Annotated in this window: 27 protein-coding genes and 1 pseudogene; 13 read left to right on the forward strand and 15 right to left on the reverse strand. The window is 74.6% G+C overall.

Annotated features, from left to right (window positions below; genetic code table 11):
* The first annotated feature begins 6 nt into the window (after positions 1 to 6).
* Positions 7 to 1764 carry a DEAD/DEAH box helicase gene (locus ACFPBZ_RS11780; RefSeq protein WP_378036242.1) on the forward strand — a complete coding sequence of 586 codons (1758 nt, stop codon included), beginning with the start codon at positions 7 to 9 and terminating at the stop codon, positions 1762 to 1764.
* A 343-nt stretch (positions 1765 to 2107) separates the two neighbouring features.
* Here ACFPBZ_RS11780 and ACFPBZ_RS11785 read toward each other — a convergent pair whose 3' ends face one another.
* Entirely contained in the window at positions 2108 to 2302 is a 195-nt protein-coding gene (locus tag ACFPBZ_RS11785; RefSeq protein WP_378036243.1) for a DUF7455 domain-containing protein, read from the reverse strand.
* A 185-nt stretch (positions 2303 to 2487) separates the two neighbouring features.
* Between ACFPBZ_RS11785 and ACFPBZ_RS11790 the strand changes: the two genes are divergently transcribed.
* From ACFPBZ_RS11790 to ACFPBZ_RS11800, 3 genes are all read left to right on the forward strand, one after another.
* A complete protein-coding gene (locus ACFPBZ_RS11790; RefSeq protein WP_378036244.1) occupies positions 2488 to 3405 on the forward strand; it encodes an EamA family transporter in 918 nt (305 codons plus the stop codon).
* A 24-nt stretch (positions 3406 to 3429) separates the two neighbouring features.
* Positions 3430 to 4815: a type I glutamate--ammonia ligase gene (locus ACFPBZ_RS11795; protein ID WP_378036245.1), complete on the forward strand. Its 1386-nt coding sequence runs from the start codon at positions 3430 to 3432 to the stop codon at positions 4813 to 4815.
* 200 nt (positions 4816 to 5015) lie between these two features.
* Positions 5016 to 5591, forward strand: coding sequence for a class I SAM-dependent methyltransferase (locus ACFPBZ_RS11800; protein WP_378036246.1), 576 nt, complete (start codon positions 5016 to 5018; stop codon positions 5589 to 5591).
* Between the two features lie 17 nt (positions 5592 to 5608).
* Here ACFPBZ_RS11800 and ACFPBZ_RS11805 read toward each other — a convergent pair whose 3' ends face one another.
* Complete coding sequence (locus tag ACFPBZ_RS11805; protein WP_378036352.1) at positions 5609 to 6550, reverse strand: aldo/keto reductase; 942 nt, start codon at positions 6548 to 6550, stop codon at positions 5609 to 5611.
* Positions 6551 to 6633: 83 nt separating this feature from the next.
* Here ACFPBZ_RS11805 and ACFPBZ_RS11810 point away from each other — a divergent pair, with 83 nt between their 5' ends.
* Positions 6634 to 7182, forward strand: coding sequence for a hypothetical protein (locus tag ACFPBZ_RS11810; protein ID WP_378036247.1), 549 nt, complete (start codon positions 6634 to 6636; stop codon positions 7180 to 7182).
* On the opposite strand, the gene ACFPBZ_RS11815 is transcribed toward ACFPBZ_RS11810, so the two are convergent.
* From ACFPBZ_RS11815 to ppgK, 7 genes are all read right to left on the reverse strand, one after another.
* Entirely contained in the window at positions 7160 to 7942 is a 783-nt protein-coding gene (locus ACFPBZ_RS11815) for an inositol monophosphatase family protein (RefSeq protein WP_378036248.1), read from the reverse strand. The genes ACFPBZ_RS11810 and ACFPBZ_RS11815 overlap by 23 nt on opposite strands.
* Before the next feature lie 50 nt (positions 7943 to 7992).
* Complete coding sequence (locus tag ACFPBZ_RS11820; protein WP_378036249.1) at positions 7993 to 8286, reverse strand: hypothetical protein; 294 nt, start codon at positions 8284 to 8286, stop codon at positions 7993 to 7995.
* Positions 8287 to 8336: 50 nt separating this feature from the next.
* Positions 8337 to 8750 carry a PaaI family thioesterase gene (locus tag ACFPBZ_RS11825; protein WP_378036250.1) on the reverse strand — a complete coding sequence of 138 codons (414 nt, stop codon included), beginning with the start codon at positions 8748 to 8750 and terminating at the stop codon, positions 8337 to 8339.
* 16 nt (positions 8751 to 8766) lie between these two features.
* A complete protein-coding gene (locus ACFPBZ_RS11830) occupies positions 8767 to 8973 on the reverse strand; it encodes a hypothetical protein (RefSeq protein ID WP_378036251.1) in 207 nt (68 codons plus the stop codon).
* Positions 8974 to 8982: 9 nt separating this feature from the next.
* Positions 8983 to 9882 carry a DMT family transporter gene (locus tag ACFPBZ_RS11835; protein ID WP_378036252.1) on the reverse strand — a complete coding sequence of 300 codons (900 nt, stop codon included), beginning with the start codon at positions 9880 to 9882 and terminating at the stop codon, positions 8983 to 8985.
* 94 nt (positions 9883 to 9976) lie between these two features.
* A complete protein-coding gene (locus ACFPBZ_RS11840) occupies positions 9977 to 11377 on the reverse strand; it encodes an RNA polymerase sigma factor (RefSeq protein WP_378036253.1) in 1401 nt (466 codons plus the stop codon).
* A 224-nt stretch (positions 11378 to 11601) separates the two neighbouring features.
* Entirely contained in the window at positions 11602 to 12348 is a 747-nt protein-coding gene (ppgK, locus tag ACFPBZ_RS11845; RefSeq protein WP_378036254.1) for a polyphosphate--glucose phosphotransferase, read from the reverse strand.
* Positions 12349 to 12403: 55 nt separating this feature from the next.
* Between ppgK and ACFPBZ_RS11850 the strand changes: the two genes are divergently transcribed.
* A complete protein-coding gene (locus ACFPBZ_RS11850) occupies positions 12404 to 13243 on the forward strand; it encodes an inositol monophosphatase family protein (protein WP_378036255.1) in 840 nt (279 codons plus the stop codon).
* A gap of 8 nt (positions 13244 to 13251) precedes the next feature.
* Here the strand turns inward: ACFPBZ_RS11850 and cei are convergent, their stop codons facing one another.
* Positions 13252 to 13881, reverse strand: coding sequence for an envelope integrity protein Cei (gene cei / locus ACFPBZ_RS11855; RefSeq protein ID WP_378036256.1), 630 nt, complete (start codon positions 13879 to 13881; stop codon positions 13252 to 13254).
* Positions 13882 to 14161: 280 nt separating this feature from the next.
* Between cei and ACFPBZ_RS11860 the strand changes: the two genes are divergently transcribed.
* Positions 14162 to 14464 carry a DUF4193 domain-containing protein gene (locus ACFPBZ_RS11860; RefSeq protein ID WP_169183181.1) on the forward strand — a complete coding sequence of 101 codons (303 nt, stop codon included), beginning with the start codon at positions 14162 to 14164 and terminating at the stop codon, positions 14462 to 14464.
* Between the two features lie 81 nt (positions 14465 to 14545).
* On the opposite strand, the gene ACFPBZ_RS11865 is transcribed toward ACFPBZ_RS11860, so the two are convergent.
* The gene (locus tag ACFPBZ_RS11865; RefSeq protein ID WP_378036257.1) at positions 14546 to 15034 is read right to left on the reverse strand and encodes a DUF3093 domain-containing protein; all 489 of its coding nucleotides are present in this window, start codon (positions 15032 to 15034) and stop codon (positions 14546 to 14548) included.
* Here ACFPBZ_RS11865 and dut point away from each other — a divergent pair.
* From dut to ACFPBZ_RS11890, 5 genes and pseudogenes are all read left to right on the forward strand, one after another.
* Positions 15006 to 15491, forward strand: a pseudogene (dut, locus tag ACFPBZ_RS11870) (dUTP diphosphatase); the annotation flags it as partial. The gene ACFPBZ_RS11865 and the pseudogene dut sit on opposite strands and share 29 nt — an antisense overlap.
* A 259-nt stretch (positions 15492 to 15750) precedes the next feature.
* Complete coding sequence (locus ACFPBZ_RS11875) at positions 15751 to 16419, forward strand: DUF3710 domain-containing protein (protein WP_378036258.1); 669 nt, start codon at positions 15751 to 15753, stop codon at positions 16417 to 16419.
* An 89-nt stretch (positions 16420 to 16508) separates the two neighbouring features.
* Positions 16509 to 16886, forward strand: coding sequence for an OB-fold nucleic acid binding domain-containing protein (locus ACFPBZ_RS11880; RefSeq protein ID WP_378036259.1), 378 nt, complete (start codon positions 16509 to 16511; stop codon positions 16884 to 16886).
* 215 nt (positions 16887 to 17101) lie between these two features.
* On the forward strand, positions 17102 to 17845 hold the full coding sequence (locus ACFPBZ_RS11885; protein WP_378036260.1) for a DUF3159 domain-containing protein: 744 nt from the start codon (positions 17102 to 17104) through the stop codon (positions 17843 to 17845).
* 79 nt (positions 17846 to 17924) lie between these two features.
* Positions 17925 to 18695 (forward strand): SAM-dependent methyltransferase, encoded by a 771-nt coding sequence (locus ACFPBZ_RS11890; protein WP_378036261.1) that lies wholly within the window; start codon positions 17925 to 17927, stop codon positions 18693 to 18695.
* Between the two features lie 2 nt (positions 18696 to 18697).
* Here the strand turns inward: ACFPBZ_RS11890 and ACFPBZ_RS11895 are convergent, their stop codons facing one another.
* The 4 genes from ACFPBZ_RS11895 to ACFPBZ_RS11910 all read right to left on the reverse strand — a co-directional run bounded on the left by ACFPBZ_RS11895 (position 18698) and on the right by ACFPBZ_RS11910 (position 22126).
* Entirely contained in the window at positions 18698 to 20335 is a 1638-nt protein-coding gene (locus tag ACFPBZ_RS11895) for an alpha/beta-hydrolase family protein (RefSeq protein WP_378036262.1), read from the reverse strand.
* A 1-nt stretch (position 20336) separates the two neighbouring features.
* The gene (locus ACFPBZ_RS11900; RefSeq protein WP_378036263.1) at positions 20337 to 20684 is read right to left on the reverse strand and encodes an ester cyclase; all 348 of its coding nucleotides are present in this window, start codon (positions 20682 to 20684) and stop codon (positions 20337 to 20339) included.
* A gap of 87 nt (positions 20685 to 20771) precedes the next feature.
* Positions 20772 to 21455 (reverse strand): potassium channel family protein, encoded by a 684-nt coding sequence (locus ACFPBZ_RS11905; protein WP_378036264.1) that lies wholly within the window; start codon positions 21453 to 21455, stop codon positions 20772 to 20774.
* A gap of 5 nt (positions 21456 to 21460) precedes the next feature.
* Complete coding sequence (locus ACFPBZ_RS11910; RefSeq protein WP_378036265.1) at positions 21461 to 22126, reverse strand: potassium channel family protein; 666 nt, start codon at positions 22124 to 22126, stop codon at positions 21461 to 21463.
* 134 nt (positions 22127 to 22260) lie between these two features.
* Between ACFPBZ_RS11910 and ACFPBZ_RS11915 the strand changes: the two genes are divergently transcribed.
* Positions 22261 to 24339 (forward strand): APC family permease, encoded by a 2079-nt coding sequence (locus ACFPBZ_RS11915; RefSeq protein ID WP_378036266.1) that lies wholly within the window; start codon positions 22261 to 22263, stop codon positions 24337 to 24339.
* Positions 24340 to 24376 lie beyond the last annotated feature (37 nt).

Below are 24376 nucleotides of genomic sequence, written 5' to 3' on the forward strand. Positions count from 1 at the left end.
AGGGTCATGAGCACGCGCGCGCCCGGACGTCCCGGCCCCGACACCGACGTGCCCGCCGCCCCGCCGCTGCGGCAGTGGCAGCGCCGGGCACTCACCCGCTACCTCGCGGACCGGCCGAAGGACTTCCTCGCCGTCGCGACCCCCGGGGCCGGCAAGACGACCTTCGCACTCAAGGTCGCCGCCGAGCTCCTGGGCGACCGCACCGTCGACACCGTGACGATCGTCTGCCCCACCGAGCACCTGAAGCACCAGTGGGCGGGGGCGGCCACCCGGGCCGGCATCGCGATCGACCCGGAGTACTCGAACTCGGTCGGCCGGTTGTCCGCGGACTTCCACGGCGTCGCGGTCACCTACGCCCAGGTCGCGGCGCACCCGATGCTGCACATGAACCGCACCGAGAGCCGCCGCACGCTGGTGATCTTCGACGAGATCCACCACGCCGGCGACGCCAAGAGCTGGGGCGAGGCCACCCGGGAGGCCTTCGGCGGCGCCACGCGACGGCTCGCGCTGACCGGGACCCCCTTCCGGTCCGACGACAGCCCCATCCCGTTCATCACCTACGAGCCCGACTCGGCGGGGGCGCTGCGCTCGAGGGCCGACCACTCCTACGGCTACGCCGACGCGCTGGCCGACGGGGTGGTCCGGCCGGTGGTCTTCCTCGCCTACTCCGGGCAGGCGTCGTGGCGGACCAGCGCCGGCGAGGAGATGACGGCCCGCCTCGGCGAGCCGCTCACCGCCGAGCACACCTCCCGGGCCTGGAAGACCGCGCTCGACCCCAAGGGCGACTGGATGCCCGCGGTGCTGCAGGCCGCCGACACCCGGCTCTCCCAGCTGCGCTCGGGCGGCATGCCCGACGCGGGCGGCCTCGTCATCGCCACCGACCACACCACCGCGAAGGCCTACGCGAAGATCCTCGCGGGCCTCTCGGGCGAGGACCCGGTGGTCGTCCTCTCCGACGACCCGAAGGCCTCGGGCCGCATCGCGGCGTTCTCGCAGACGAACGACCGCTGGCTCGTCGCCGTGCGCATGGTGAGCGAGGGCGTGGACGTGCCCCGCCTCGCCGTCGGGGTGTACGCGACGAGCGCCTCGACCCCGCTGTTCTTCGCCCAGGCCGTCGGCCGCTTCGTCCGGTCGCGCCGGGCGGGGGAGACCGCCTCGGTGTTCCTCCCGAGCGTCCCCACGCTGCTGGGGCTCGCCAGCGAGCTCGAGCTGCAGCGCGACCACGTGCTCGGCGAGCCGCACCGGCCGAAGGAGGGCCTCGACGACGAGCTCCTCGAGCGCGCGAACCGCACGGAGGACGAGCCGGGGGAGCAGGAGAAGGCGTTCGAGTCGCTCTCCGCCGAGGCCGAGCTCGACCAGCTGATCTACGACGGGGCCTCGTTCGGTACCGCCGCGGGCTCCGGGACCGACGACGAGCAGGACTACCTCGGGCTCCCCGGGCTCCTCGACCCCGACCAGGTGCGCGCCCTGCTGCGCCGCCGCCAGAGCGAGCAGCTCGACACCCGGGCCGGCGCGGAGCCCGCCCCCGTCGTCCCGCCGCCGACCCGGCAGAAGCCCGGTGCCGCGGAGAAGCTCAAGGAGCTGCGGCGCGAGCTCAACACGCTCGTCGCGGCGCATCACCACCGCACCGGTCAGCCGCACGGCGTCATCCACGGTGACCTGCGCAAGGCATGCGGGGGACCGGCGACCCCGGTGGCCACCGCCGAGCAGATCGAGGAGCGGATCACCACGCTGCGCACCTGGCGGACCAGCGCGGGCCGGTAGGCCCGGTACTCGTGTGGGCGACGTCACAGCCGTGCGGGAGGTCGACGGCGGGTGTCGATCACGCTGCGATACGTGGCCGTCACGGACGACACGTCCCGGTCACACGGCGTGGGGACGAGGCCTCGCCGCGGCGCCCCGGTCGTCGTCGGGACGGACCACCCGACCGGGGCCCGACCCGGTGGTCGCCCCGCGCGTGTCGCGCCCGACGGGCGCCCCCAACGGCGGGTCGCCGGCCGGGACGGACCCGCACACGACGACGGCGGGCGGGGACCGTCATGGTCCCCGCCCGCCGTGGTCTCGAACGTTCTCGCGACGATCGACGTCGTCGCAGCTCAGGCCGTCGTCAGACCGCCTCGGGAGTCTGCACGTCGATGGAGAGCTCCTTCAGCTTCGCCTCGTGGGCGCGGGCGTGGTGCCCACAGAAGAGCAGCTCCCCGCCGGAGGGCAGGATGGCGCGGACCTGCGCCGCTGCACCGCAGCGGTCGCACCGGTCCGAGGCGGTGAGTTCTGGCCGGGTCAGGGTTCCGGGCATCGTCATCTCCCTCCAATCGGGTACCGGCCGAACGACCGGTCCCGCAGGCTCCGGCCGAGTGACCGTCGCTCCTCCACTGTGTCAGAACCCGGCGACGACCGCTCGTGTTCACACGATGCTTTGTCCTCGGTCACGTACCGCTCATCGACGGATAGCGACCGTTGTTATCGGGTAAGGCGGACAACCACACGATGGTGAGTCGATCATCGACGACGAACGGTCTCCCGGCGCCGCTACTCTTCGTGCTCGGCGGGGCCTCGATGTACGCGGGGGCGGCGCTCGCGGTCGGGCTGTTCGACCGGATGTCGCCCGCGGGGGTGGCCTGGCTGCGCCTCGCCGGGGCGGCCCTCGTGCTCGTCGTCTGGCGGCTGATGGCCCGGTTCCTGGCGACGCGGCGAGCCCCGCGGACCCCGGTGCGCTGGTCCCGACGACGCCTGGTGCTGGCCGGCGCCTTCGGCCTCGTCACCGCGGCCATGAACATCGTCTTCTACGAGGCCATCGCGCGGCTGCCGCTCGGCACCGCGGTCGCGATCGAGTTCACCGGCCCCGTGCTCGTCGCGGCCCTGGGCTCGCGCAGCCGGCGCGACTGGGCGGCGCTCGCGCTCGTGGTACTCGGCGTCGGCCTGATCGCCGACGTGCGCCTCGAGGGGTCGCCGGCCGGGGTGGCGTTCGCGCTCGCGGCGGCGCTGCTGTGGGCGGCCTACATCGTGCTGGGGGCGCGGGTGTCGCAGGGCTCGGGATCGACGGGCGAGGGGGTCGACGGGCTCGCGATCGGCTTCGTCGTCGCGGCCGTGGTGCTCTCCCCGCTCGCGCTCACGGCCGCGCCCATCGCCGGGGAGCCGCTGCTGCTCGGCTCGGCCCTGGCCCTCGGGGTGCTCTCCTCCGTGGTGCCCTACGTGCTCGACCAGGTGGTGCTGCGCCGCGTCGGGCGGGCCCGCTTCGCCCTGCTGCTGGCCCTGCTCCCGCTGACCGCGACCGTCGTCGGGCTGGTGGGGCTCGCCCAGGTTCCGGCGCCGCTGGAGGCGCTCGGCATCGCGGCGGTCGTCGTCGGGGTGGCGCTGCGGCGGGAGGACGCGCCCGGGGACCCCGTGCGGGAACCTCCTGACTAGCCTGACCGGTCCAGTCGACGAAGGGTGAGGACCGTGACCGAGGAGTTGCGCGAGCGGGGCCGGGAGCTGGCCGCGGCGCTGGCCGCCGACGGGGTGGCCGGGCTGATCGTCGCCTGGGTCGACAACAACGGCATCCCGCGCTCGCGGACCGTGCCGGTCTCGACGCTGCCGCAGGTCGCGGTGGCCGGGGTGGGCGTGACGACGCTGTTCGCCGTCTTCGACACCAACGACGCGATCACCTTCGCCGCGCCGGGCCTCGGGACCGCCTCCGGCGACGTCCGGCTCGTCCCGCAGCTCGACCGCATCACCCGGCTCGCCGGGCAGCCCGCGTTCGCCTGGGCGCCCGGGAAGCAGGTCACCGCCGACGGCGGGCCCTGGGCGTTCGACCAGCGCTCGGTGCTCGAGCGCGTCGTGGCGGCCCTCGACGCCGACGGCTACTCCGCGCTGGTCGGCTACGAGATGGAGTTCGGGGTCTACGAGCAGGCCCAGGTCCCCGAGGACACGGCGCTGCTGGCCGCCCACTCCGGCCCGGCCTACAGCCCGCACGCGCTGCTGCCGATCGACGACTTCGTCGCGGCCGTGATGCGCGACGCCGAGGCCAACGGGCTGCGCCTCGGCCAGGTCCACGCCGAGTACGGGCCCGCGCAGGTCGAGCTGTCGCTCGCCGCGACCGACCCGCTCACGGCCGCCGACCAGCAGCTCCTCGCCCGCCAGACGATCCTCGCGGCCGCCGAGGCGCACGGGCTGCGGGTCTCCTTCGCGCCGCTGCCCACCCTCGCCGGGGCGGGCAACGGCTGGCACGTGCACACCTCGCTGTGGCGCGGCGACGAGAACCTGCTCGCCGGCGGCCCCGAGGGCCCGCGGGGCACCGCGGGCGCCGGCTACGTCGCCGGCCTCCTGCGCGACCTGCCGGCGGTCGCCGCGGTGACCGCCCCGTCGATCGGGTCGCTCGCCCGCCTGCGCCCCGGCTTCTTCGCGGGCGCCTTCGGCTTCTGGGGCGTGGAGAACCGGGAGGCCCCGCTGCGCTACGTCCCGGGCTCGGCGCTGCTCGGGGAGGACCACGCGAACCTCGAGCTCAAGGTCTCCGACGCCTCCGCGAACCCCTACCTCGCGCTCGCGGCACTCCTGAGCGCCGGGGTCGCCGGGGTGGAGGAGAACCTCGTCCCGCCGCCCCCGGTCGCCCAGGACCCGGGCACCTGGAAGAAGAAGGAGCGCGCCGCCGCCGGCATCGCGAAGCTCCCGGGCACCCAGGCCGAGCAGGAGGAGGCCCTCGTCGGAAACCCGCGGGTCACCGCCGCGCTCGGCGAGGAGACCCTCGGCGCCTTCCTCGCCGTGCGCCGCGCGGACGCCGCGTGGGCCGCCGAGAGGGACACCGAGGAGGTCCTGGCGGCCTGGCGCTGGAAGTACTGAACGGCCGCGGCGGGGTGACGCCGGTCGGGCTCGTTCCTCGCCCCGCACCGGCCGTCACCGCCGCGGGGTGACGACACCGCCGAGGTCTTCCGTCGTGGGGGTTTGACTCGACCGTCCGGGTGGGGACAACGCAGCCGGTACCTCGAGACGCCGGGGACCGAGGTTCCGACGATTCGTTCGCCGTCCCCCGGAGCGTGCCCGTGTCCGACGTCCTGACCTTCACCCGCGAGTTCATCCGGTCCCCGTGGACGACGGCCTCGCCGTTGCCCACGTCGGCCACGGCCTGCGAGGTCGCGCTCGAACCCCTCCCGGACCGGGGGGACCCGGTGGTGCTCGAGCTCGGCGCCGGCGCCGGGGCGACCAGTGCCGTCGTGCAGCGCCGGCTCGCCGGACGGGGTCGCCACATCGCCGTCGAGCTGAACCCGCGCCTGGCGTCGGTGCTGTCCCTGCGGCACCCCGGCGTCGAGGTGGTGTGCGACGAGGCCGTCGACGCGATGGCGGACCTCGCCGCCCGGGGCGTCACGGTCGACCTGGTGTTCAGCACGCTGCCGATCAGCCTCGCCGAGGACCGCTCGTTCCTCGTCGCCGCCGGCCGGCTGCTCTCCCCGGGCGGCGCGCTCTCCCAGGTCCAGCACAGCTGGACCCGGGTGCTGCCGTGGGCGAAGGCGGCCGAGCGGGCGCTGGCCGAGGCGTTCGAGGAGGTCGTCGTCAGCCGCACGATCTGGCGCAATGCGCCCCCGGCCACGATCACGATCGCGCGCCGGCCGCGCGGCTGAGCCGCGCGGCCCCGACCTCAGGCGCGCGAGAGCCGCCCCAGCTCGTCGTCGGTCAGGCGCAGGCCGACGGCGGGCAGGATCTCGGAGAGCTGGTGCGTGGTCCGGCCGCTCGCGATGGGCGCGCCCACCGTCGGCTGCGCCGCCAGCCACGCGAGCGAGACCGCGGCGACCGGGACGTCGTGCGCCGCGGCGATCTCGTCGAGGACACCGAGCAGCGCGACGCCGCGATCGTCGAGATAGGCGCGGGCGCCCTCCGCCCGGGCGCTCGCCATCGCGCCCGAGGACGCGCCGGAGTCGACGTCGTCCGACCCCGGGCGGTACTTCCCCGTCAGGAACCCCTTGGCCAGGCCGAAGTAGGGGTAGCAGACGAGGCCCTCGCGCTCGACCAGCGGCGCCAGCTCCCGCTCGTAGTCCCGCTCGACGAGGTTGTAGTGCGGCTGGACCGCGGTGAAGCGGGTCAGGTCGTGCTTGTCGGCGAGCTCCAGCGCGCACGCGAGCCGGTCGGCGTCGAAGTTCGACGCCCCGACCGCACGGACCTTCCCGGCGCGGACGAGCTCGTCGAACGCCGCGACGTAGTCCTCCTGCGGGGTGTCGGGGTCGTCGCGGTGGGCGTAGTAGAGGTCGATGTGGTCGGTCTGCAGGCGGCGCAGCGAGTCGTCGCACGCGGCGCGGATGTTGTCGGGGGACAGGCCCTTGCGCTGCTCCCACGAGCCGACCTTCGTCGCGATGACCACGTCGTCCCGACGACCGCCACGGGCCAGCCAGCGTCCGATCACCGTCTCGGACTCGCCCCCGGAGTTGCCCTCCGCCCGGGCCATGTAGCTGTCCGCGGTGTCGATCATGCGGCCGCCCGAGTCGACGAAGGCGTCGAGGAGCGCGAACGAGGTGTCCTCGTCGGCGGTCCAGCCGAAGACGTTGCCGCCGAGGCAGAGACCGTCGTGGGGGAGAGCAGGGGTCATGGCCACCGCGTACCCCCGGAGCAGACCCTGCACGCGCGACGAGGATCTTGGTCCGGCCGCGGACCGGTGGCACCGTCCTCGGGATGGACGACCTGCTCGCCGACGTCGCCACCTTCGGGGACAGCCCGACGATCCTCGTGGCCTGCGGGTTCGACGGGGCCCTGGCCCACCTGGGCGAGGAGCGGGCGCTCCAGCAGTCGTCCGAGGCGCTCAACGTCCTGCAGGCGCTCCCGGGCACCACGGTGGCCGTCGTCTCCCGCCGCGGGGCCGAGGAGATGGCCGAGCTGATGTTCCTCTCGGGCGCCAAGGGCGGCCTGCGCATGATCGCCCCGGAGGACGTCGCGCCGCTGCACGCCGAGCTCGGCGCCGCGGCGCTCGTCGTCGACCTCGACCCCCTCCCGCTGGCGGGGCTCGGTGACGGCGACCTCGGCGTGCTCGTGGACGCCGACGCCGATCCCGCCGCGGACCCGGAGGGCTGCGTCTACCGCGTGGTCGACGCCGAGGACGTGGTCCTGGTGCTCGAGGAGCTCGTCGGGGTCCGGTGGCGCCGGTTGCTGGTCACCGGGCACACCACGCAGGGCCGGCCCGCGATCGACGTCGGCGCGCCCCTCAGCGACCCCGCAGCGCCCTGAGCACCGCCGCGTGCACGCTCGGCCGGGCGATCAGCAGGTCGGGGGAGTAGGGGTCGTCCTGCCCGTAGGGGACGACCGAGCCGTCGATCCGGGTCGCGAGCAGCCCGGCCGCCATCGCGACCGCCATCGGCGCCGCGTTGTCCCACTCGTACTGCCCGCCGGAGTGCAGGTAGACGTCGGCCTCCCCGTCCAGCACCGCGAGCATCTTCACCCCGGCCGCCGAGCGCTTCACCAGGTTCACCCGGAAGGCCCGTTCGACCGCCTGCAGCTCCCGCGGCGGACGGGACCTGCTGACGGTGACCGCCAGCGAGCCGTCGTCGGGAACGCCGTGGTCGGGGACCCGCTCCACCGTCCCGGAGTCGACGAGCGCGCCCGTGCCCGGCACCGAGACCGCCCCCGCGGCGAGGTGCCCGTCGACGACGAGGGCCACGTGCACGCCCCACTCGTCGTTCCCGCGCCCGAACCCCGACGACCCGTCGAGCGGGTCGACGATCCACAGGCGGTGCGCCCCGCGCCAGCCCGTCGGGTCGAGCGACCCCTCCTCGGAGAGCACCGCGTCGTCGGGACGGTGGCGGGCGAGCTCGCCGGTCACGTAGTCGTGGGCCTGCTCGTCGCCCGCGTACTCGCGCTCCCGGCCGGGGGAGGTGCGCCCGCGCAGGTCGAGCAGGAGCTGTCCCGTGGCGTCGGCCAGCTCGCGGGCGAGCGCGGCGTCCTCCGCGGTGGCGGGGCTGCCGGGGACCAGGACGTCTGCTGCACTCACCCCCCGATCTTCGCCTACGACGACGGCCGGGTGCGCGGTGGCGGTGTGCGCTACGCCTCGTCCTCCGCCGCCACGAGCACCCGGGCCAGCTCGCCGAGGACCGCGGCGCGGGCCTCGTCCTGCTCCGGGGCGGTCTGCGGGTTCTGGTCGAGCAGCAGGCGCGCGAGACTCGCCAGGCTGACGACCTGCGCGCCGAACTCCTCGGGGCCGCCCAGCTCGGCGAGCAGGCCACCGACGGCCTGGAGGTCGCCCGCGTCCATGGCGCGGATGACGGCGACCGACCGCTCGTGCACGGCGACCGGGTCGGGGCCGGGGATGTCGTCGGCCTCGGGGTTCTGGCTCATGGCGGCCATCATCCCAGGGCCCGGCGGGCCGGTGTCGGCGACGGGCGCCGTCACCGCAGGGCGATCACGGACTTCGTGATCTGGCTCCGCGCGACGAGGCGGTCGCCCACCGTCGCGGTGGCGCTCACGAACCCGAGCCGGCGGGTACGGCGCTCGAGCACCGCGGTCACCAGCACCTCCTCGTCCCGCTTCCCGGGGCTGAGCAGCTGGGTGGAGATGTGGTGGGTGACGGCGTGCTCGTCGTCGGCGAGCTCGGGCAGCAGCGTGAGGAAGCCCTGCAGCTCGAGGATCGCGCCGAGGGCCCCGGCGTGCAGGGTGCCACCGGGGTTGATGGCGAGGCCGGTCACCGGGAAGACCAGTCCGGCCGTGGGGGCCGCGGGGTCGGCGGGGCGCGCGCCGAGCGCGTCCTGCAGCGGGATGGCGAGGGCGGCGGCGGCGCGGTCGGCGAGCGACGGGGAGGTCACCCGCGCATTGTCCGGGCTACCGGGGCTCCTCGCGGTTCAGCACGCTCAACGCCCACGCCGAGAGGCCGCCGAGCGCCAGGGCGACCGCGAGCAGCCCGGCGAACCAGACCGCCCCGGTCACCACCAGCAGGACCGCCCACAGCACGCCCAGTGTCCCGTTGAACCACAGCAGGAACACGTAGCGGCGGCGTTCGTCGAACCGGACCCGCTCCTCCATCGGCACCCCGCCACGCTAGCCGGTCACCGGGACCTCCGGTGGGCGTCGCCGGAGCCGGGGCCAGGTCCCGAGGCCCAGGAACATCCCGACGATCGCCACGGCCAGGCCGAGCAGGGCCCGGCCGGTGAGTGCCTCGCCCAGCAGCGGGACGGCCAGCAGCGCGGTCGTCGCGGGGGAGAGGTTCATCAGCGCGGACACGTGCACCGTCGAGCGGCGGCGCAGCAGCACGAACATGACGGCGAAGGTGCCCGCGGAGTTGACGACGCCCAGCCACGCCACCGCGAACCAGCCGCCGGCCCCGGTCGGGAGCCACTGCGGGGCGAGGAACGGCATCGCGACCAGCATGACGACCGCCGAGGTGACCATCTGGACGACCACGGACGCCGCGACGGGCGAGTCGTCGTTGAACCGCTTCTGGTAGAGCGTGCCCGCCGTCAGGAACGCCATCCCCAGCACCGGCAGCAGGACCGGTCCGCCGCCGGTCAGGTTCCCGGACACCACGACGTAGACGCCGACGGCGCCGAGGAGCAGCCCGATCACGGGAGCCACGCCGATCCGGGTGCGCAGCACCAGCGGGGTGAGCAGCCCGACGAGCAGCGGCGCCAGCCCGACGACGAGGCTGGTCAGGCCCGCGGGCACCCCGCGCGCGAGGCCGGTGAACACGGCCGAGAACACGCCGATCTGCAGCAGCAGCGCGGTGACGACGAGGTGGACCGTCGCCCGCGGCCGGGGCAGGCCCGGTCGGAGCCAGGCCGCGACCGCGCCCGTGACCGCGGCGGCGATGACGAACCGCCAGAACAGCACCGTCGGGACGTCGGTGGTCCGCGTCGAGAGCTTCGCGGCGATGAAGCCCGAGGACCACAGGAGCACGAACAGCCCGCTCAGCAGCGGGACGGTCCACCGCGACGACGTCACGGGGGTCCACCCAACGCGGGATCGTTCGCCCCCGCAAACGACGGAGGCCCCGGCCCCTCCGTGCGGGAGGGGGTCGGGGCCTCGTCGGGACGCTCTAGTCCAGGTAGTCGCGCAGGACCTGCGAGCGCGACGGGTGGCGCAGCTTCGACATCGTCTTCGACTCGATCTGCCGGATGCGCTCGCGCGTCACGCCGTAGACCTGGCCGATCTCGTCGAGGGTGCGGGGCTGGCCGTCGGTGAGGCCGAAGCGCAGGCGGACCACGCCGGCCTCGCGCTCGGAGAGCGTGGCGAGCACCGACTGCAGCTGGTCCTGCAGCAGGGTGAAGGAGACCGCGTCGACGGCCACCACGGCCTCGCTGTCCTCGATGAAGTCACCGAGCTGCGAGTCGCCCTCGTCGCCGATCGTCTGGTCGAGCGAGATGGGCTCCCGGGCGTACTGCTGGATCTCCAGCACCTTGTCCGGCGTGATGTCCATCTCCTTGGCCAGCTCTTCAGGAGTGGGCTCGCGCCCGAGGTCCTGGAGCAGCTCACGCTGTATGCGGCCGAGCTTGTTGATGACCTCCACCATGTGCACCGGGATGCGGATGGTGCGGGCCTGGTCGGCCATCGCGCGGGTGATGGCCTGGCGGATCCACCACGTCGCGTAGGTCGAGAACTTGTAGCCCTTGGTGTAGTCGAACTTCTCGACCGCACGGATGAGGCCGAGGTTCCCCTCCTGGATCAGGTCGAGGAATGCCATGCCGCGGCCGGTGTAGCGCTTGGCCAGCGAGACGACGAGGCGGAGGTTCGCCTCGAGCAGGTGGGACTTGGCGCGCTCGCCGTCGCGGACGATCCACCGCAGGTCGCGGCGCATCTGCGTCGCGAGCTCCTGCTGGGCCTCGGCGACCTTGCGCAGGCGCTCCGCCGCGTAGAGGCCGGCCTCGATCCGCTTGGCGAGCTCGACCTCCTCCTCGGCGTTGAGCAGCGCCACCTTGCCGATCTGCTTGAGGTAGGCGCGGACCGAGTCGGCGGACGCGGTGAGCTCGGCGTCCTTGCGCGCCTGGCGCAGCGCCTCGGACTCCTCCTCGTCCCAGACGAAGTCGCCCGACTTCTTGTCCTCCTCGGTGGGCTCCTCGGTCTCGACGTCGGTGGCCTCGACCACCTCGACGACCTCGGCCCCGAGGGCCTCGACCTCCTCGGTCAGGTCGCCCTCGGCGGGAGCGGCGTCCTCGAGGTCGCCCTCGGCGGGGGCCTCCCCGTCGGTGGTGCCCTCGGTCTTGGCGCCCTTCTTCGCGGGGGCGGCCTTCTTCGCCGGCGCCTTCTTGGCGGGGGCGGCGGTCTTCGCCGCGGCGGACTTCGACCGGGTGCCCGGCTTCGCGCGGGTGGCGGTCTTCGCGGCACCGGCGGCCGCCGTGGTGTCGTCGGTGTCGGTCGTGACCACCCCGAGCGGGCCGGAGGGCTGCTCCGCCGTGGCGGTGGTGGCGCGACGGCTGGAAGCGGAATCTGCGGCTGCCACGTACGACCTTTCGTGACGATCGACTGCTGGGGCGACGGGCGGACCTGATCGACGGAACCCCGGCGGGCCGGACACGACACGGAGTGGTCGGGAACGGCGTGGGCCTCGGCTCCGGCGGTGTCCCGCCTCGGGCTGTCATCCATTGTAACGACGCCGGGTGACTGTCGCCGAAACCTCACAGCGGCGACTGTCGTGGCGATCTCTCGAACGGGTGAAACCCCAGGTCAGGGGCTCGTGTCCTCCGCGGCGGCCATCGCCGCGCCCACGATCCCGGCCTGGTTGAGCAGCTGGGCGGTGACGATCTCGGTCCGGGCGTCGAGCAGCGGCACCCACTTGTGCGCCCGCTTGCTCACCCCGCCCCCGAGGATGAAGAGGTCGGGCCACACCAGGTTCTCGACGACCTGCAGGTAGCGCGAGACGCGCTTGGCCCACTTCTCCCAGGAGAGGTCACCGCGCTCCTTCGCGGAGTAGGAGGCCCGGCTCTCGGCGTCGTGCCCGTCGACCTCGAGGTGGCCGAACTCGGTCGAGGGCAGCAGCACGCCGTCGTGGAAGAGCGCCGAGCCGATGCCGGTGCCGAGGGTGAGCACGCAGACGACCCCGCGCCGCCCCGCTCCCGCCCCGAAGCGCATCTCCGCGAGCCCGGCGGCGTCGGCGTCGTTGAGCACGAACACCGGCTGGCGGCCCATCCGCTCGGAGAAGAGACGGACCGCGTCGGTGCCCGGCCAGGTGGTGTCGATGTTGGCGGCGGTGTGGGCGATCCCGTCCTTCACCACCGAGGGCAGCGTGATGCCGATCGGGCCCTCGTAGGAGTGCGCCTCGACCACCGCGGCCACCGTGTCGGCGACCGCCTCCGGCGTGGCCGGGTGCGGCGTCTCGATCCGGACCCGCTCGGCGAGCGTCTCGCCCGTCTCCGTGTCGACGACGTTGCCCTTCACGCCGGTACCACCGACGTCGATCCCCAGTCGTCGCATGTTCACACCCCGTCCGCTCGCGATCGCGGACGAAGCCTAGGTCACATGTGGTCGGATGAGGTCCGTGGACGATCCCGATCCGAAGCCGTTCGAGACCCTGGCCGTCGAGATCGCCCGGGAGGCGGCCGTGCTGGCCCTCGCGGTGCGCGAGCGGGTGGTCGGGGACCGGTCCGTGGCCGACATGGCGACGAAGAGCTCGGCCACCGACGTCGTGACGGCCGGGGACCGCGAGTGCGAGGCCCTCGTCCGCGAGCGGCTCGCGGAGCGGCGCCCGGACGACGCGGTGCTGGGCGAGGAGGGCGGCACCGCCCCGGAGCCGACCCCGGGCCAGGTGCGCTGGGTGGTCGACCCCATCGACGGCACCGTCAACTACACCCACGGGCTGCCCTGGTTCTCGGTCTCGGTCGGCGTCGAGCTCGACGGCCGCCCGCTGGCCGGGGCGGTCGTCGAACCGGTCTCCGGGCGGGTGTGGAGCGCCGCGGCCGGGCTGGGCGCCCGGCTCGACGGGCAGCCGCTGCGGGCCTCCGCGCTCGACCGGCCCGAGCTCGCGGTCGTCGGGACGGGGCTCGCCTACGACCCGGCGCGCCGCGGCCGCCAGGCCGCCCTGCTGGCCCGCATCGCCTCCTCGATCGGCGACGTGCGCCGCCAGGGCTGCGCGTCGCTCGACCTGTGCTCGGTGGCGGCCGGGTGGATCGACGGGTTCTACGAGCACGGCCTGCAGCCGTGGGACTGGTCGGCCGGCGCGCTGATCGCCGAGGAGGCGGGCGCGGTGGTGCGGCGCCCGGGAACCGTTCCCGACGACGGCCTGGGGCGCGAGGCCACGTTCGCCGCCGGTCCCGCCCTGGCCGCGCCGCTGGCCGACCTCCTGCGATCGGCGGGGGTCGCCGACGTCTAGGGGGAGACCTACTGGGAGCAGTCGACGTCGCGCAGCGTCGACAGCTCCGCGGGCTCGGTCCCGGGCACCGGCGTCCCCGACTCGCCGCCGCGCGCCAGCGCCTTCAGGGCGTCGCCGACACCGGCGCCCGGGGTGATGTCGCGGAACTCGCTGCCCAGGGCGAGGTCGACCGCCGCGCCCTGCCGGCCGTCGTCGACCAGCTCCGCGCACGGCAGCACCAGCGAGAGCGTCCGGGCCGCCGAGGCCCCGTCGTCGCTGTAGCGGATCTGCCCGACGCACTCGAGGTCCTGGGCGGGGTAGAGGGGGTCGTTGTCGGGCTGGGCGGCCTCGGGCATCCCCAGCTCTCCGAGCTCCACCGCCGCGAGCTGGGCCTGGCCGCGCTGCCCGGCGCCGTTGAGCACCCGGACCGCGGTGTTCGCGGGCGCGGCCGCCTCGGTCCGGTCGAGCGCGGTGCGGGGCTGCACGGTCCCGCCGCCCGAGGGCGGCGGGTTGCACGAGGTGACCGACTGGGACGTCGAGTTCGCGAACACGACGATCCAGGTGAGGAGGCTCGCGACCGCCAGCACGATGACGAGCAGGGCCATCGGCAGGAGGTGCCGGCGCCGGTAGGAACCGGCTCGCGGGAGGGAGGCGGCCACGACGCGGGAGCCTAGTCGGGCCGGTCCGGCACCGATGTGAGCGCCGCACCCGCCGGTCGTCCCGCGGTGTCGGCAGTGCCACACGAACGGAGCAGTCGACCGCACCGCCCACCGCCCCCGCGGTCGGCTACCCTCGCGCCGCCCCGCGGCACGGTGCAGGTCTGGAAGCCCACCCGATGAGACCCGGGTCACTCACGGAGCCCGGCACAAACCGTGCTCGTGCCGCGTTGTGCAGCCGCACGACACGGAACACCGCACGGACGAGGGTGGGACACACCACATGGCTACCGACTACGACGCCCCGCGCCGCAACGAGTCCGACGAGATGGGCGAGGACTCCCTCGAGGAGCTCAAGGCCCGGCGCAACGAGGCACAGTCCGCGGCCGTCGACGTGGACGAGACCGACACCGCGGAGAGCTTCGAGCTGCCCGGTGCCGATCTCTCGGGCGAGGAACTGACGGTCCGGGTGCTGCCCAAGCAGGCTGACGAGTTCACCTGCGGGAGCTGCTTCCTGGTGCACCACCGCAGCCGCCTCGCCGAGACCCGCGGCAACGCGTTCATCTGCCGCGACTGCGCCGCCTAGACGGGGCCACCGCAATCGATCGAAGCCCGGCCCGGGACACACCCGGTCCGGGCTTTTCTCGTTCCCGGGCCCGGCCCGTCCCTAGGCCCGCGCGGCGCGGATCGCGGCGAGGAGCTCGTCGGGACGGCGGGTGGAGACCACCCAGTACGGCGTCGGGTCGTCGGGGTCGGTGATCTCGAGTCGCACCGCGGTGGGCACCCAGGCCCGGTGCAGGACGTGCGCCGCCGGGTCGAGCTGCGGCCCGAGCGCCAGGCGCTTGCCCTCGCCGCGGACCACGTCGGTGCGCCCGACGAGGCGCGCGGGGATGTGCGCCGGGCCGGCCCACACCTCGGGCTCGCCCGACGGGCCGTTCGCCACGCCCACGTAGGTGCGGCCGATGCGCCACAGCACGACGAGCGCCAGCGGCAGCAGCACCACGTAGGGGAGCCAGGAGCGGACGCCGGGGAAGCCCATGTGCACCTCGGCGGCGAGGAGTCCGGCGAGCAGGAGGCCGGGCGGCCACGCCCACCAGGGCAGGCGGAGGCGCTCGAGGCCGGCCGGGATGGCGGTCGGGGCGGGGGCTCGGGTCACGTCCTCCAGCGTAGGCTCGCGGCCCGTGCGCGACCTCCCCCTCGTCCTGCTGGACCCGGGGCTGCCCGTCCCGGCGCGGGCGCACCCCGACGACGCGGGCCTCGACCTGCGCACCACGACCGACGTGGAGATCGCCCCGGGGGAACGGGCCCTCGTCGGGACGGGGGTGGCGGTGGCGCTGCCGTCGGGCTACGCGGCCTTCGTGTGCCCGCGCTCGGGGCTGGCCGCCCGCGAGGGGCTCGGCGTGGTGAACGCCCCCGGCACCGTCGACGCCGGGTACCGCGGCGAGATCCTGGTCTGCCTGGTCAACCACGACCCCCGCCGGCCGGTGGTGCTGCGCCGCGGCGACCGGGTGGCGCAGCTCGTGGTCCAGCGGGTGGAGCTCCCGGCGGTCCGGGTGGTCGACGAGCTGCCCGGGTCGGGGCGCGGTGCGGACGGCTGGGGTTCGAGCGGCGGGTGGGGGCCGAGCGACGGCCGGGACCCGGGTGGCGCGGAGGCGACCGGCGGGCGCGCGTCCGGGGACGCCGACCGTGACGTCGCGCGGGAGACATCACGAAGAGGTCACGAACGGGGTATTGAGTACGGGTCGGTCCCCGCCGATGGGGAACAGGACGGCCGGAGGCGGCCGGCGGTAGAGGAGCTCTGAGGTTGTCGTGGTCGTGACCGAGCCGGCGCGTGGACGGCACCGCAAGGGTCGTATCGCGCAGGTGCCGGGGATGGGCGAGCCCGCGGGGCGTCGCCACCACCAGCAGCGTGGTCCCTGGGACGGAGAGAACGCCCCCCGGGACGGGCGGCTGCGCCTCGACCTGGGATCGGTGCAGCTGCCGGTCCCCCCGGGCGCGAAGCTCGTCTGCGAGCCCGACCCGTCGGGGCCGCTGCGCGCGGTCCACGTGATGGTCCCCGAGGGCCGTCTCACCGTCAGCGCCTTCGCCGCGCCCCGCACCGGCGGCCTGTGGACCGAGCTCGTCGAGGAGCTCGCGACGCAGCTGCACGCCGAGGGCGCCACCATCCGCCGCGACCGCGGCGAGTGGGGCCGGGAGCTGGTCGCCCGCAACGGCGAGGTCGTGGCCCGCGTCGTCGCCGTGGAGGGCCCCCGCTGGCTGCTCCGCGGCGTCGGGACCGGTCCGGCCCAGCACGCCCTGGCCCTGCACGAGATGCTGCGCGAGATGGTGCGCGGGACCGTCGTCGTCCGCTCGCCCGACCCGCTGCCGGTCCGGTCGCTGCTGCCCCTCGTCGTGCCCGACGACGTGCCGGAGCCCTTCCGCGACACCCTCTACCAGTCGCTGCCCACCCGGCCGCGGCAGATCACCTCGCACGACGGCCCGGTGATCCCCATGATGCTGCCGCAGCGGGCCAATTCCGGGACCTCGCCGGGCCGCTCCTGAGCAGGTCGGGACGGGGTTACCCTGATCTCGGGCCCGACGACGGGTCCGTGGCCACGGCGGTCGTGGCCCAGTGCTGAGGAGCGCCGGAGATGGGCAAGAACGCTGGGTTCATGTCGCGGATGGTCCGTCGACTCACCTCGGACGTCTCCGACCTCGATGCCGAGGACCTCACCGCCGAGTCGGCCCGGTCGGGCTGCACCCGGGCGAGCGACTGCACCGGCACGGGTGAGGCGATCACCGTGAAGGGCCGGCTGCGGTCGGTGGAGATCTGTCCGCGCGACTCCGTGGCGACCCTCGAGGCCGAGCTGTTCGACGGCACCGACGGCGTCACCCTCGTCTGGATGGGCCGGCGCCGGATCCCCGGGATCGAGCCCGGCCGCACCCTGCAGGCCAGCGGGCGCGTGGCCGTCCGCGACGGCCGCAAGGTGATCTACAACCCGTACTACGAGCTGCAGCGCGCGCCCTGACCCGGTCGTCCCCGAGGTCCGGACCCCATCCACCAGGGAGCCCGATCATCCGCTCTCCAGACGTCCCCCCGCCCGGTCGGCACGCCCGGGCGGCCGACGCCCCGACGGAGGCGTTCCTGGCCGCCCCGCAGCACCGGCCCGAGGCGCCGACCGCCCCCGTCCTCGGCCGCACCGGGCCGGTCGCCCGCAACGGGCCGCCGCTGCGGGACGGCCGGGTGGCGCCGCCCGCCGAGCGCCCGACCACCGGCCCGACCTCCCGGCACCGCGAGCCGGAGCCCGAGCGGCCCGACGACGAGCCGGCCGAGGGCGGCGAGGAGCCCGCCGAGCGCGCGCCGACGCTGCTCGAGCAGATGGGCGGCGTCTCCGGCGTCGTCTCCTCGGCCGTGCCGGTGGTCGTCTTCGTGATCGCCCAGGCGATCTTCCACAGCCTCGTCGGGTCGATCGTGGCGGCGGTGGCCGGGGCCGTCGCGGTGGCGGTGTGGCGCCTGGTCCGGGGCGAGAAGCTCCAGCCCGCGTTCTCCGGGTTGTTCGGCGTCGCGGTCTGCGCCGTGATCGCCTGGCGCACCGGCGAGGCGAAGGGCTTCTTCCTGCTCGGGATCTGGACCAGCCTGATCTACGGCGGGCTCTTCCTGATCTCCGTCGTCGTGCGGTGGCCGCTGGTCGGCACCCTGTGGCACCTCGTCAACGGCGACGGCCAGACGTGGCGGCGCTCGCCCTACCTGCGCCGCGGCTACGACGTCGCGACCCTCGCCTGGGTGGTCGTCTTCGGCGCCCGGTTCGCCGTCCAGCGCTGGCTCTACGACTCCGCCTACGCCGACACCTGGCTCGGCTGGGTGCGGCTCGCCATGGGCGTGCCGCTCGCCCTGCTCGCCGCGGCGGTCACGGTGTGGGCGATCCGCCGGGCCACCGAGGCCGCGAAGGCCGAGCAGGCCGCCGACGCCGGGCCCGCCCCGGCCTGACGCCGACCTGGTCGTTCCCCGGCCCTGGTCAGACCTGCGGCGCAGGCGCCACGATGACCGGGAGATCCGGGGAGGCGACGTGACGGACCGCTGGGCGCAGGGCGTCGACTTCGAGCGCGCGAACGCGGCCCGCATCTACGACTACTTCCTGGGCGGGGCACAGCACTTCGCGGTCGACCGGGAGCAGGCGGCCCGCATCCTCGAGCTCAACCCCGACATGACCCGCACGTGCCGGGTCAACCGCGACTACCTGCGCCGGGTGGTGCGGTGGTGCTCGGACCGGGGCATCGACCAGTTCCTCGACCTCGGCTCCGGCGTCCCGACGGTGGGCAACGTCCACGAGGTCGCCCCGACGGCCCGGGTGGTCTACGTCGACTTCGAGCCGGTGGCGGTCCACCACGCGCGGGCCCTGACCGCGGACCTGGACCGGGTCCGGGTCGTCCACGCCGACCTGACCCTGCCCGACGACGTCCTCGAGGCCGCGGCCGAACACCTCGACCTCACCCGCCCGGTCGCGGTCCTGGCGGTCGCGGTCCTGCACTTCGTCGCCGACGACGTGGCCGCGGTGCTCGGGTGCTACCGCGACGCGCTGGTCCCGGGCAGCGTCCTCGCGATCAGCCACGGCAGCGCCGATCTCGACGACCCCGACCTGGCCGCCCGGACCCGAGCGATCCGGGACGGTTACCGCGGCAGCGCCTCGGAGGTCGTGCTCCGCGACCGCGGTGAGCTGGCGCAGGCGGTCGAGGGCTTCGAGCTCGTCACCCCGGTCATGGTCGACGTGGCGGACTGGCCGGCGCCGACCGGGGAGCGGCCGGTCGGCGCCTACGCGGTGGTCGGTCTCCGGACCTGAGCTCAGGCGCCGGGCGTCGGCAGCCCGCCCGCCTCCTGCACCGCGTGCACCCGCGCGGTGTCGGCCGGGGTCCAGCCCGGCGGCGGGACCACGGCCGCCCAGGCGTCGAGCGACTCCGGCCCGTAGTTGTGGCCGTGGCCGAACGGCACCTCCTGCGCCCGGATCATGTCCATCGTGAGCTGCCAGAACGTCACGAGCGGGTACCAGCGCACGCTCGGCGGCACGTCGTCGCCGCGCGGCTCGGCGAGCCAGGTCGGGCGCTCGACGAGCAGGCGCGGCGACCACCACACCACCGGGTCGGAGGGGTGCTGGAGGTACACGACGCGCGGGTCGGGCCAGGGCGCGGCGGGCCTGGTGGTCAGGTCCGGCGTGGCCGACCCGCCGCCGAAGCGCACCGTCTCCCCGTTCCCGACGACGGGTCGGATCTCCGGGCTGCCGGGGTCGCGTCCCGCGACGACCGCCCGGTGCAGGGGCGACGAGCTCGGCGGGCCGTTCCAGACCGCGCCGTCGGCGCGGGCGCGGACGTCGTCGAGGGTGGCGAACGCGGCCTGCGAGCCGAGCGACCCCAGCGACTCGCCGAAGACGACCACCCGCGGCCGCGGGCGCCCCGGCGGCAGCGCGTCGACCGCGGCGCGGACCGCGTCGAACATCGTCGTGCCGGCCTCGGCGACGCGGTCGCCGTCGAGCAGGAACGACAGGCCGCTGGGCATGAGCGAGTACTGGCTGGTGACGATCGCGGTGTCGCCGCCCCACGCGAGCTCGAGGGCGTCCATCGCCTCGGCGTCGACGAAGCCGGTGCCGGTGGTGGTGACGACGGCGACGACCGGGCGGTCGAACGCCCCGGTGCGCCGCAGCTCGTCGACGGCGATCCGGGCCCGCTCGGCGGCGTCCTCGCTGGTCTGCAGGCCGACGTAGACCCGGATCGGCTCGGCCGCCGGCCGCCCGCCCGCCGCCGCGAGGGCCTGCGGGGTGGGCCCGGAGGAGACGAAGGTGCGCCCGCCGCGCCCCAGCGACTCCCAGCTCACCGGCGAGGCGGGGGAGCCGGAGCGTCGGGGCGAGGTCGGCCGCGTGGCGCCGCCGAACACGCCGTCGTTCTGCGCGGCGAAGGCGGGGTCGAGCGCGGCGCGCGCCGGGTTCACGCCCGGGACGCCCGCCACCGACACCGCGGCGAGGACGAGGACCACCACCACGACCCCGACGACGAGGCGCCGCGGCCACCGCGGCAGGGCCCGGACCCCGCGGACGACCGCGAGCAGTACCGCGAACACGGCGAGGGTCACCGGGACGGCGAGCCACCACCGGTCCGGGGGCGCGACTCCGAGCAGCGCCGCCTGCTCGTCCTGCCACCGCGAACCGAGCACGACCGCGACGACCCCGGCCGCGGCCAGCGCCGCCCCCAGCACCACCCACCCCAGCCGGCGGGTGGGTCGGGAGATCGTCGGGGCCAGCGGCCGCGCGAGGCGGCCCAGCAGGACCCCGACGAGGTAGCCCGCCGCGAGCAGCACCCCGGAGACGAGGCCCTGGAACGGGCCGGTCCGCGGGATCAGCGACGGGGTGAACCCGAGCGCGGCCAGCGCGACCCCGAGGGCGGCACCGACCGGGTGCAGGTGCCACCAGCGGGCGGCCGTGGGTCGGGGCACCTCAGGGGAGCGGCAGGGACGCCGGCCAGTACTCGGTGAACCGGCCGCCGGCCACCCGCAGCAGGTCGTTCCCGACGAACGTGACCGGGTTGCCGTCCTGGGCGCCCCGGCCCCGCCAGCGCCCGGCCACGAGGTCGCCGTCGACGAGCGGGCCGACCTCGATGACGAAGGTCAGCACGTCGAGCATCCCGTGGGTCTCGCCGATGAGCCCGGCGAGCTCCTGCGGGCCGTGGACGTCGCGATCGGGCCAGTGGCCGACGAAGCCCTCGTCGACCAGCTCGCCGACCACGTCGAGGCGGCCGTTCCACAGCTCGTCGATCCAACGCCGGTACAGCTCGTGGGCGTCCATGGCGGCCAGCGTGCCACGCCGACATCGAGCGTGGCGCCAGACGGACGTCGGGTGTCAGCGATGTGCCATCGCTGACACCCCCGGACCTCAGATCAGGTCGCCCCGCCCCGCGTCGCCCGAGGTCAGCGCCGAGTGGATCTCCTCCTCGACACCCTCCCCGGCCACGAACAGCATCTCGTCGCCGCCCTCGAGCGGGTCGTCGGACTGCGGGACGATCACCCGCCCGCCGCGCAGGATCGCCACGAGGGCCGCGTCGGCGGGCAGCGGGACCTCGCGGACCGGGCGCCCGGCGAGCGCGGTGTTCGGGGGCAGGGTGACCTCGACGAGGTTGGCCTTGCCCTGGCGCAGGGTGAGCAGCCGGACGAGGTCGCCGACCGAGACGGCCTCCTCGACCATGGCCGCGAGCATGCGGGGGGTCGACACGGCGACGTCGACGCCCCAGGACTCGGTGAACAGCCACTCGTTGCGCGGGTTGTTGACCCGGGCGACCACGCGCCGCACGGCGAACTCGGTCTTGGCGAGCAGCGAGACGACGAGGTTGACCTTGTCGTCCCCGGTCGCCGCGATCACCACGTCGCAGTCCTGCACGGAGGCGTCCTCGAGGGAGGCCACCTCGCAGGCGTCGGCGTGGACCCACTCGGCCTGGGGCACCGACTCGGGCTCCACCTCGGCGAGGTCGCGCTCGACGAGCATCACGTCGTGGCCGTTCTCGATGAGCTCCGAGGCGATGGAGCGGCCCACGGCCCCGGCTCCGGCGATCGTCACGCGCACGTCGTCTACCCCCGCTCCGTCGGCGCGGTGAGCGCCGCCTGGGTGACCGAGGCCACGGTGCCGCTGATCGCCGCCGCGTACACGACGTCGTCGGCCTGGACGATGGTGTCGGGCCGGGTCAGCACCCCGGTGCCGAACCGCACGATGAAGGCGACCCGGCTGCCGGTGGCCTCCTCGAGCGCGGCGACCGGGTGGCCCGACCAGTCCTCGTGGAAGGGCAGCTGCATGATCGCGACGGTGCCCGAGGGGTCGCGCCACGCGGTGGCCACCCCGTCGGGCAGCAGCGAGCGCAGGAAGCGGTCGGTGGTCCACGGCACGGTGGCGACGGTGGGGATGCCGAGGCGCTCGTAGACCGCGGCGCGCTTGGCGTCGTAGATGCGGGCGACGACGGTCTCGACGCCGAAGGTCTCCCGCGCCACCCGCGCGGAGATGATGTTCGAGTTGTCGCCCGAGGACACGGCGGCGAAGGCCTGCGCGCGGTGGATGCCGGCGTTCGTCAGGACCTCGCGGTCGAAGCCGACGCCCACCACCTCCTGGCCGTGGAAGTCGCTGCCCAGGCGCCGGAACGCCTGGGGGTCGCGGTCGACGACGGCCACCTCGTGGCCGAGGCGCTCCAGCGACAGGGCCAGCGCGGACCCCACGCGTCCGCAGCCCATGACGACGATGTGCACGCCCGCCCCTCCACGTCTCGCGGTACCGGTGACGGGGCACCGCGGCACGGCGTCCTCACCCGACGCGCGAACGGTATAGGCAGCCGTGCCCGTCCACTGCCACCCGCCCGGCCGATCCGGCCTACTCTCTGCGCGTGCCCAGGCTCGCGACAGCCGCGAAACGTCTCGTCCTCGGACTCCCGTTCCGCAGCGACGAGCTGTCGGGCACCCTGCTGCGCAAGCGGATCGCGCTGCCGGTCTTCGCCTCGGACGCCCTCTCCTCGGTGGCCTACGCCCCGCAGGAGGTGCTGATCACCCTCTCGCTGGCCGGGCTCGGGGCGTACGTCTTCTCCCCGTGGATCGGCTTCGCGGTGATCGTGGTGCTCGCCACCGTGGTGGTCAGCTACCGCCAGAACGTCCACGCCTACCCCTCGGGCGGCGGCGACTACGAGATCGCGACGACGAACCTCGGGCGCCACGCGGGCCTGACGGTCGCCTCGGCGCTGCTCGTCGACTACACGCTGACGGTGGCGGTGTCGGTGTCGTCGGCCGCGGACAACCTCGGGGCCCTGATCCCGCTGGTCGGCGAGCACAAGGTGGCGTTCAGCGTCCTCGCGATCGCCGCCCTCACGGCGGTCAACCTGCGCGGGGTCCGGGAGTCGGGGGCAGCGTTCGCCGTGCCCGTCTACTGCTTCGTCGCCGCGCTGTCGGGGATGATCGTCGTCGGGGTGGTCCGGCTGCTGCTGGGCCACGACATGGTGGCCCCGAGCGCCGGCTTCGACGTGCGCGCCGACGCCGATCACCAGCTGTCCCAGATCGCGCTGATGTTCATCGTGCTGCGCTCGTTCACCCAGGGCTGCGCGGCGCTGACCGGGGTCGAGGCGATCTCCAACGGGGTCCCGGCGTTCCGGAAGCCGAAGTCGCGCAACGCCGCCACCACGCTCGCGATGCTCGGCCTGATCGCCGTGGTGATGTTCGCGGGGATGCTCGCCCTGGCCCGGGCCACCGGCGTGCGGATGGCCGAGGACCCGGCCACGCAGCTCGTCGGGACCCCGCCGGGCTACAAGCAGGAGACCCTGATCGCCCAGCTCGCCGAGACGATCTTCTCGGGCTTCGCCCCCGGGTTCTGGGCGGTGACGATCTTCACCGCGCTGATCCTGGTGCTGGCGGCCAACACGGCGTTCAACGGCTTCCCGGTGCTCGGCTCGATCCTGGCGCAGGACCGCTACCTGCCCCGCCAGCTGCACACCCGCGGTGACCGGCTGGCCTTCTCCAACGGGATCATCTTCCTCGCCTTCTTCGCGATCGTGCTGGTCATCGGGTTCTCCGCCGAGGTCACCGCGCTGATCCCGCTCTACACCGTGGGCGTGTTCGTCTCGTTCACGCTCTCCCAGCTCGGGATGATCAAGCACTGGAACCGGCTGCTCGCCACCGAGACCGAGTCCGAGACCCTCGGGCGGCTGAAGCGCTCGCGGATGGTCTCGACGTTCGGCGCGGGCATGACCGGCGTGGTGCTGGTGGTCGTGCTGATCACCAAGTTCCTGGTCGGGGCGTGGATCGCGATCGTGGCGGGCGGGATCGCCTTCCTGCTGATGCTCTCGATCCGCCGGCACTACGACCGGGTGGCCGAGGAGATCGCCGCGCCCGACGTCATCGACGCGGTGCTGCCGAGCCGCAACCACGCGATCGTCCTGATCTCGACGGTGCACAAGCCGACGCTGCGGGCCGTTGCCTACGCCCGGGCCACCCGCCCCGACGTCCTCGAGGCCGTGACCGTCAACGTCGACGACTCCGACACCCGCAAGGTGGTGGCCGACTGGGAGCGCCGGAAGCTCCCGGTGCCGCTCAAGGTCCTCGAGTCGCCCTACCGCGAGATCACCCGGCCGATCCTGTCCTACGTCAAGCGCATCCGGACCGACAGCCCGCGGGACGTGGTGACCGTGTTCATCCCGGAGTACGTCCTGGGCCACTGGTGGGAACAGGTCCTGCACAACCAGTCGGCGCTGCGCCTCAAGGGGCGCCTGCTGTTCCAGAAGGGCGTGATGGTGGTCAGCGTGCCGTGGCAGCTGGAGTCGTCGCGCCGGCTCGCGGCCCCGCGCCCGCAGGGAGCGCCGGGCTCGGCCCGGCGCGGGTACGAGGCGCCGCCGACCGGCGGCCCCTCGGGCAACGGGGCGCCGGTGGCCCCCGGGTCGACGTCGTCGCCCGGTGCGAGCGAGCGGGCGGACGCCCGGTGAGTGGAGGAGCCATCACGACGAGCCCCCAGCCCCCGTC

The organism is Actinomycetospora atypica (assembly GCF_042653685.1).
GTDB classification, from domain to species: domain Bacteria; phylum Actinomycetota; class Actinomycetes; order Mycobacteriales; family Pseudonocardiaceae; genus Actinomycetospora; species Actinomycetospora atypica.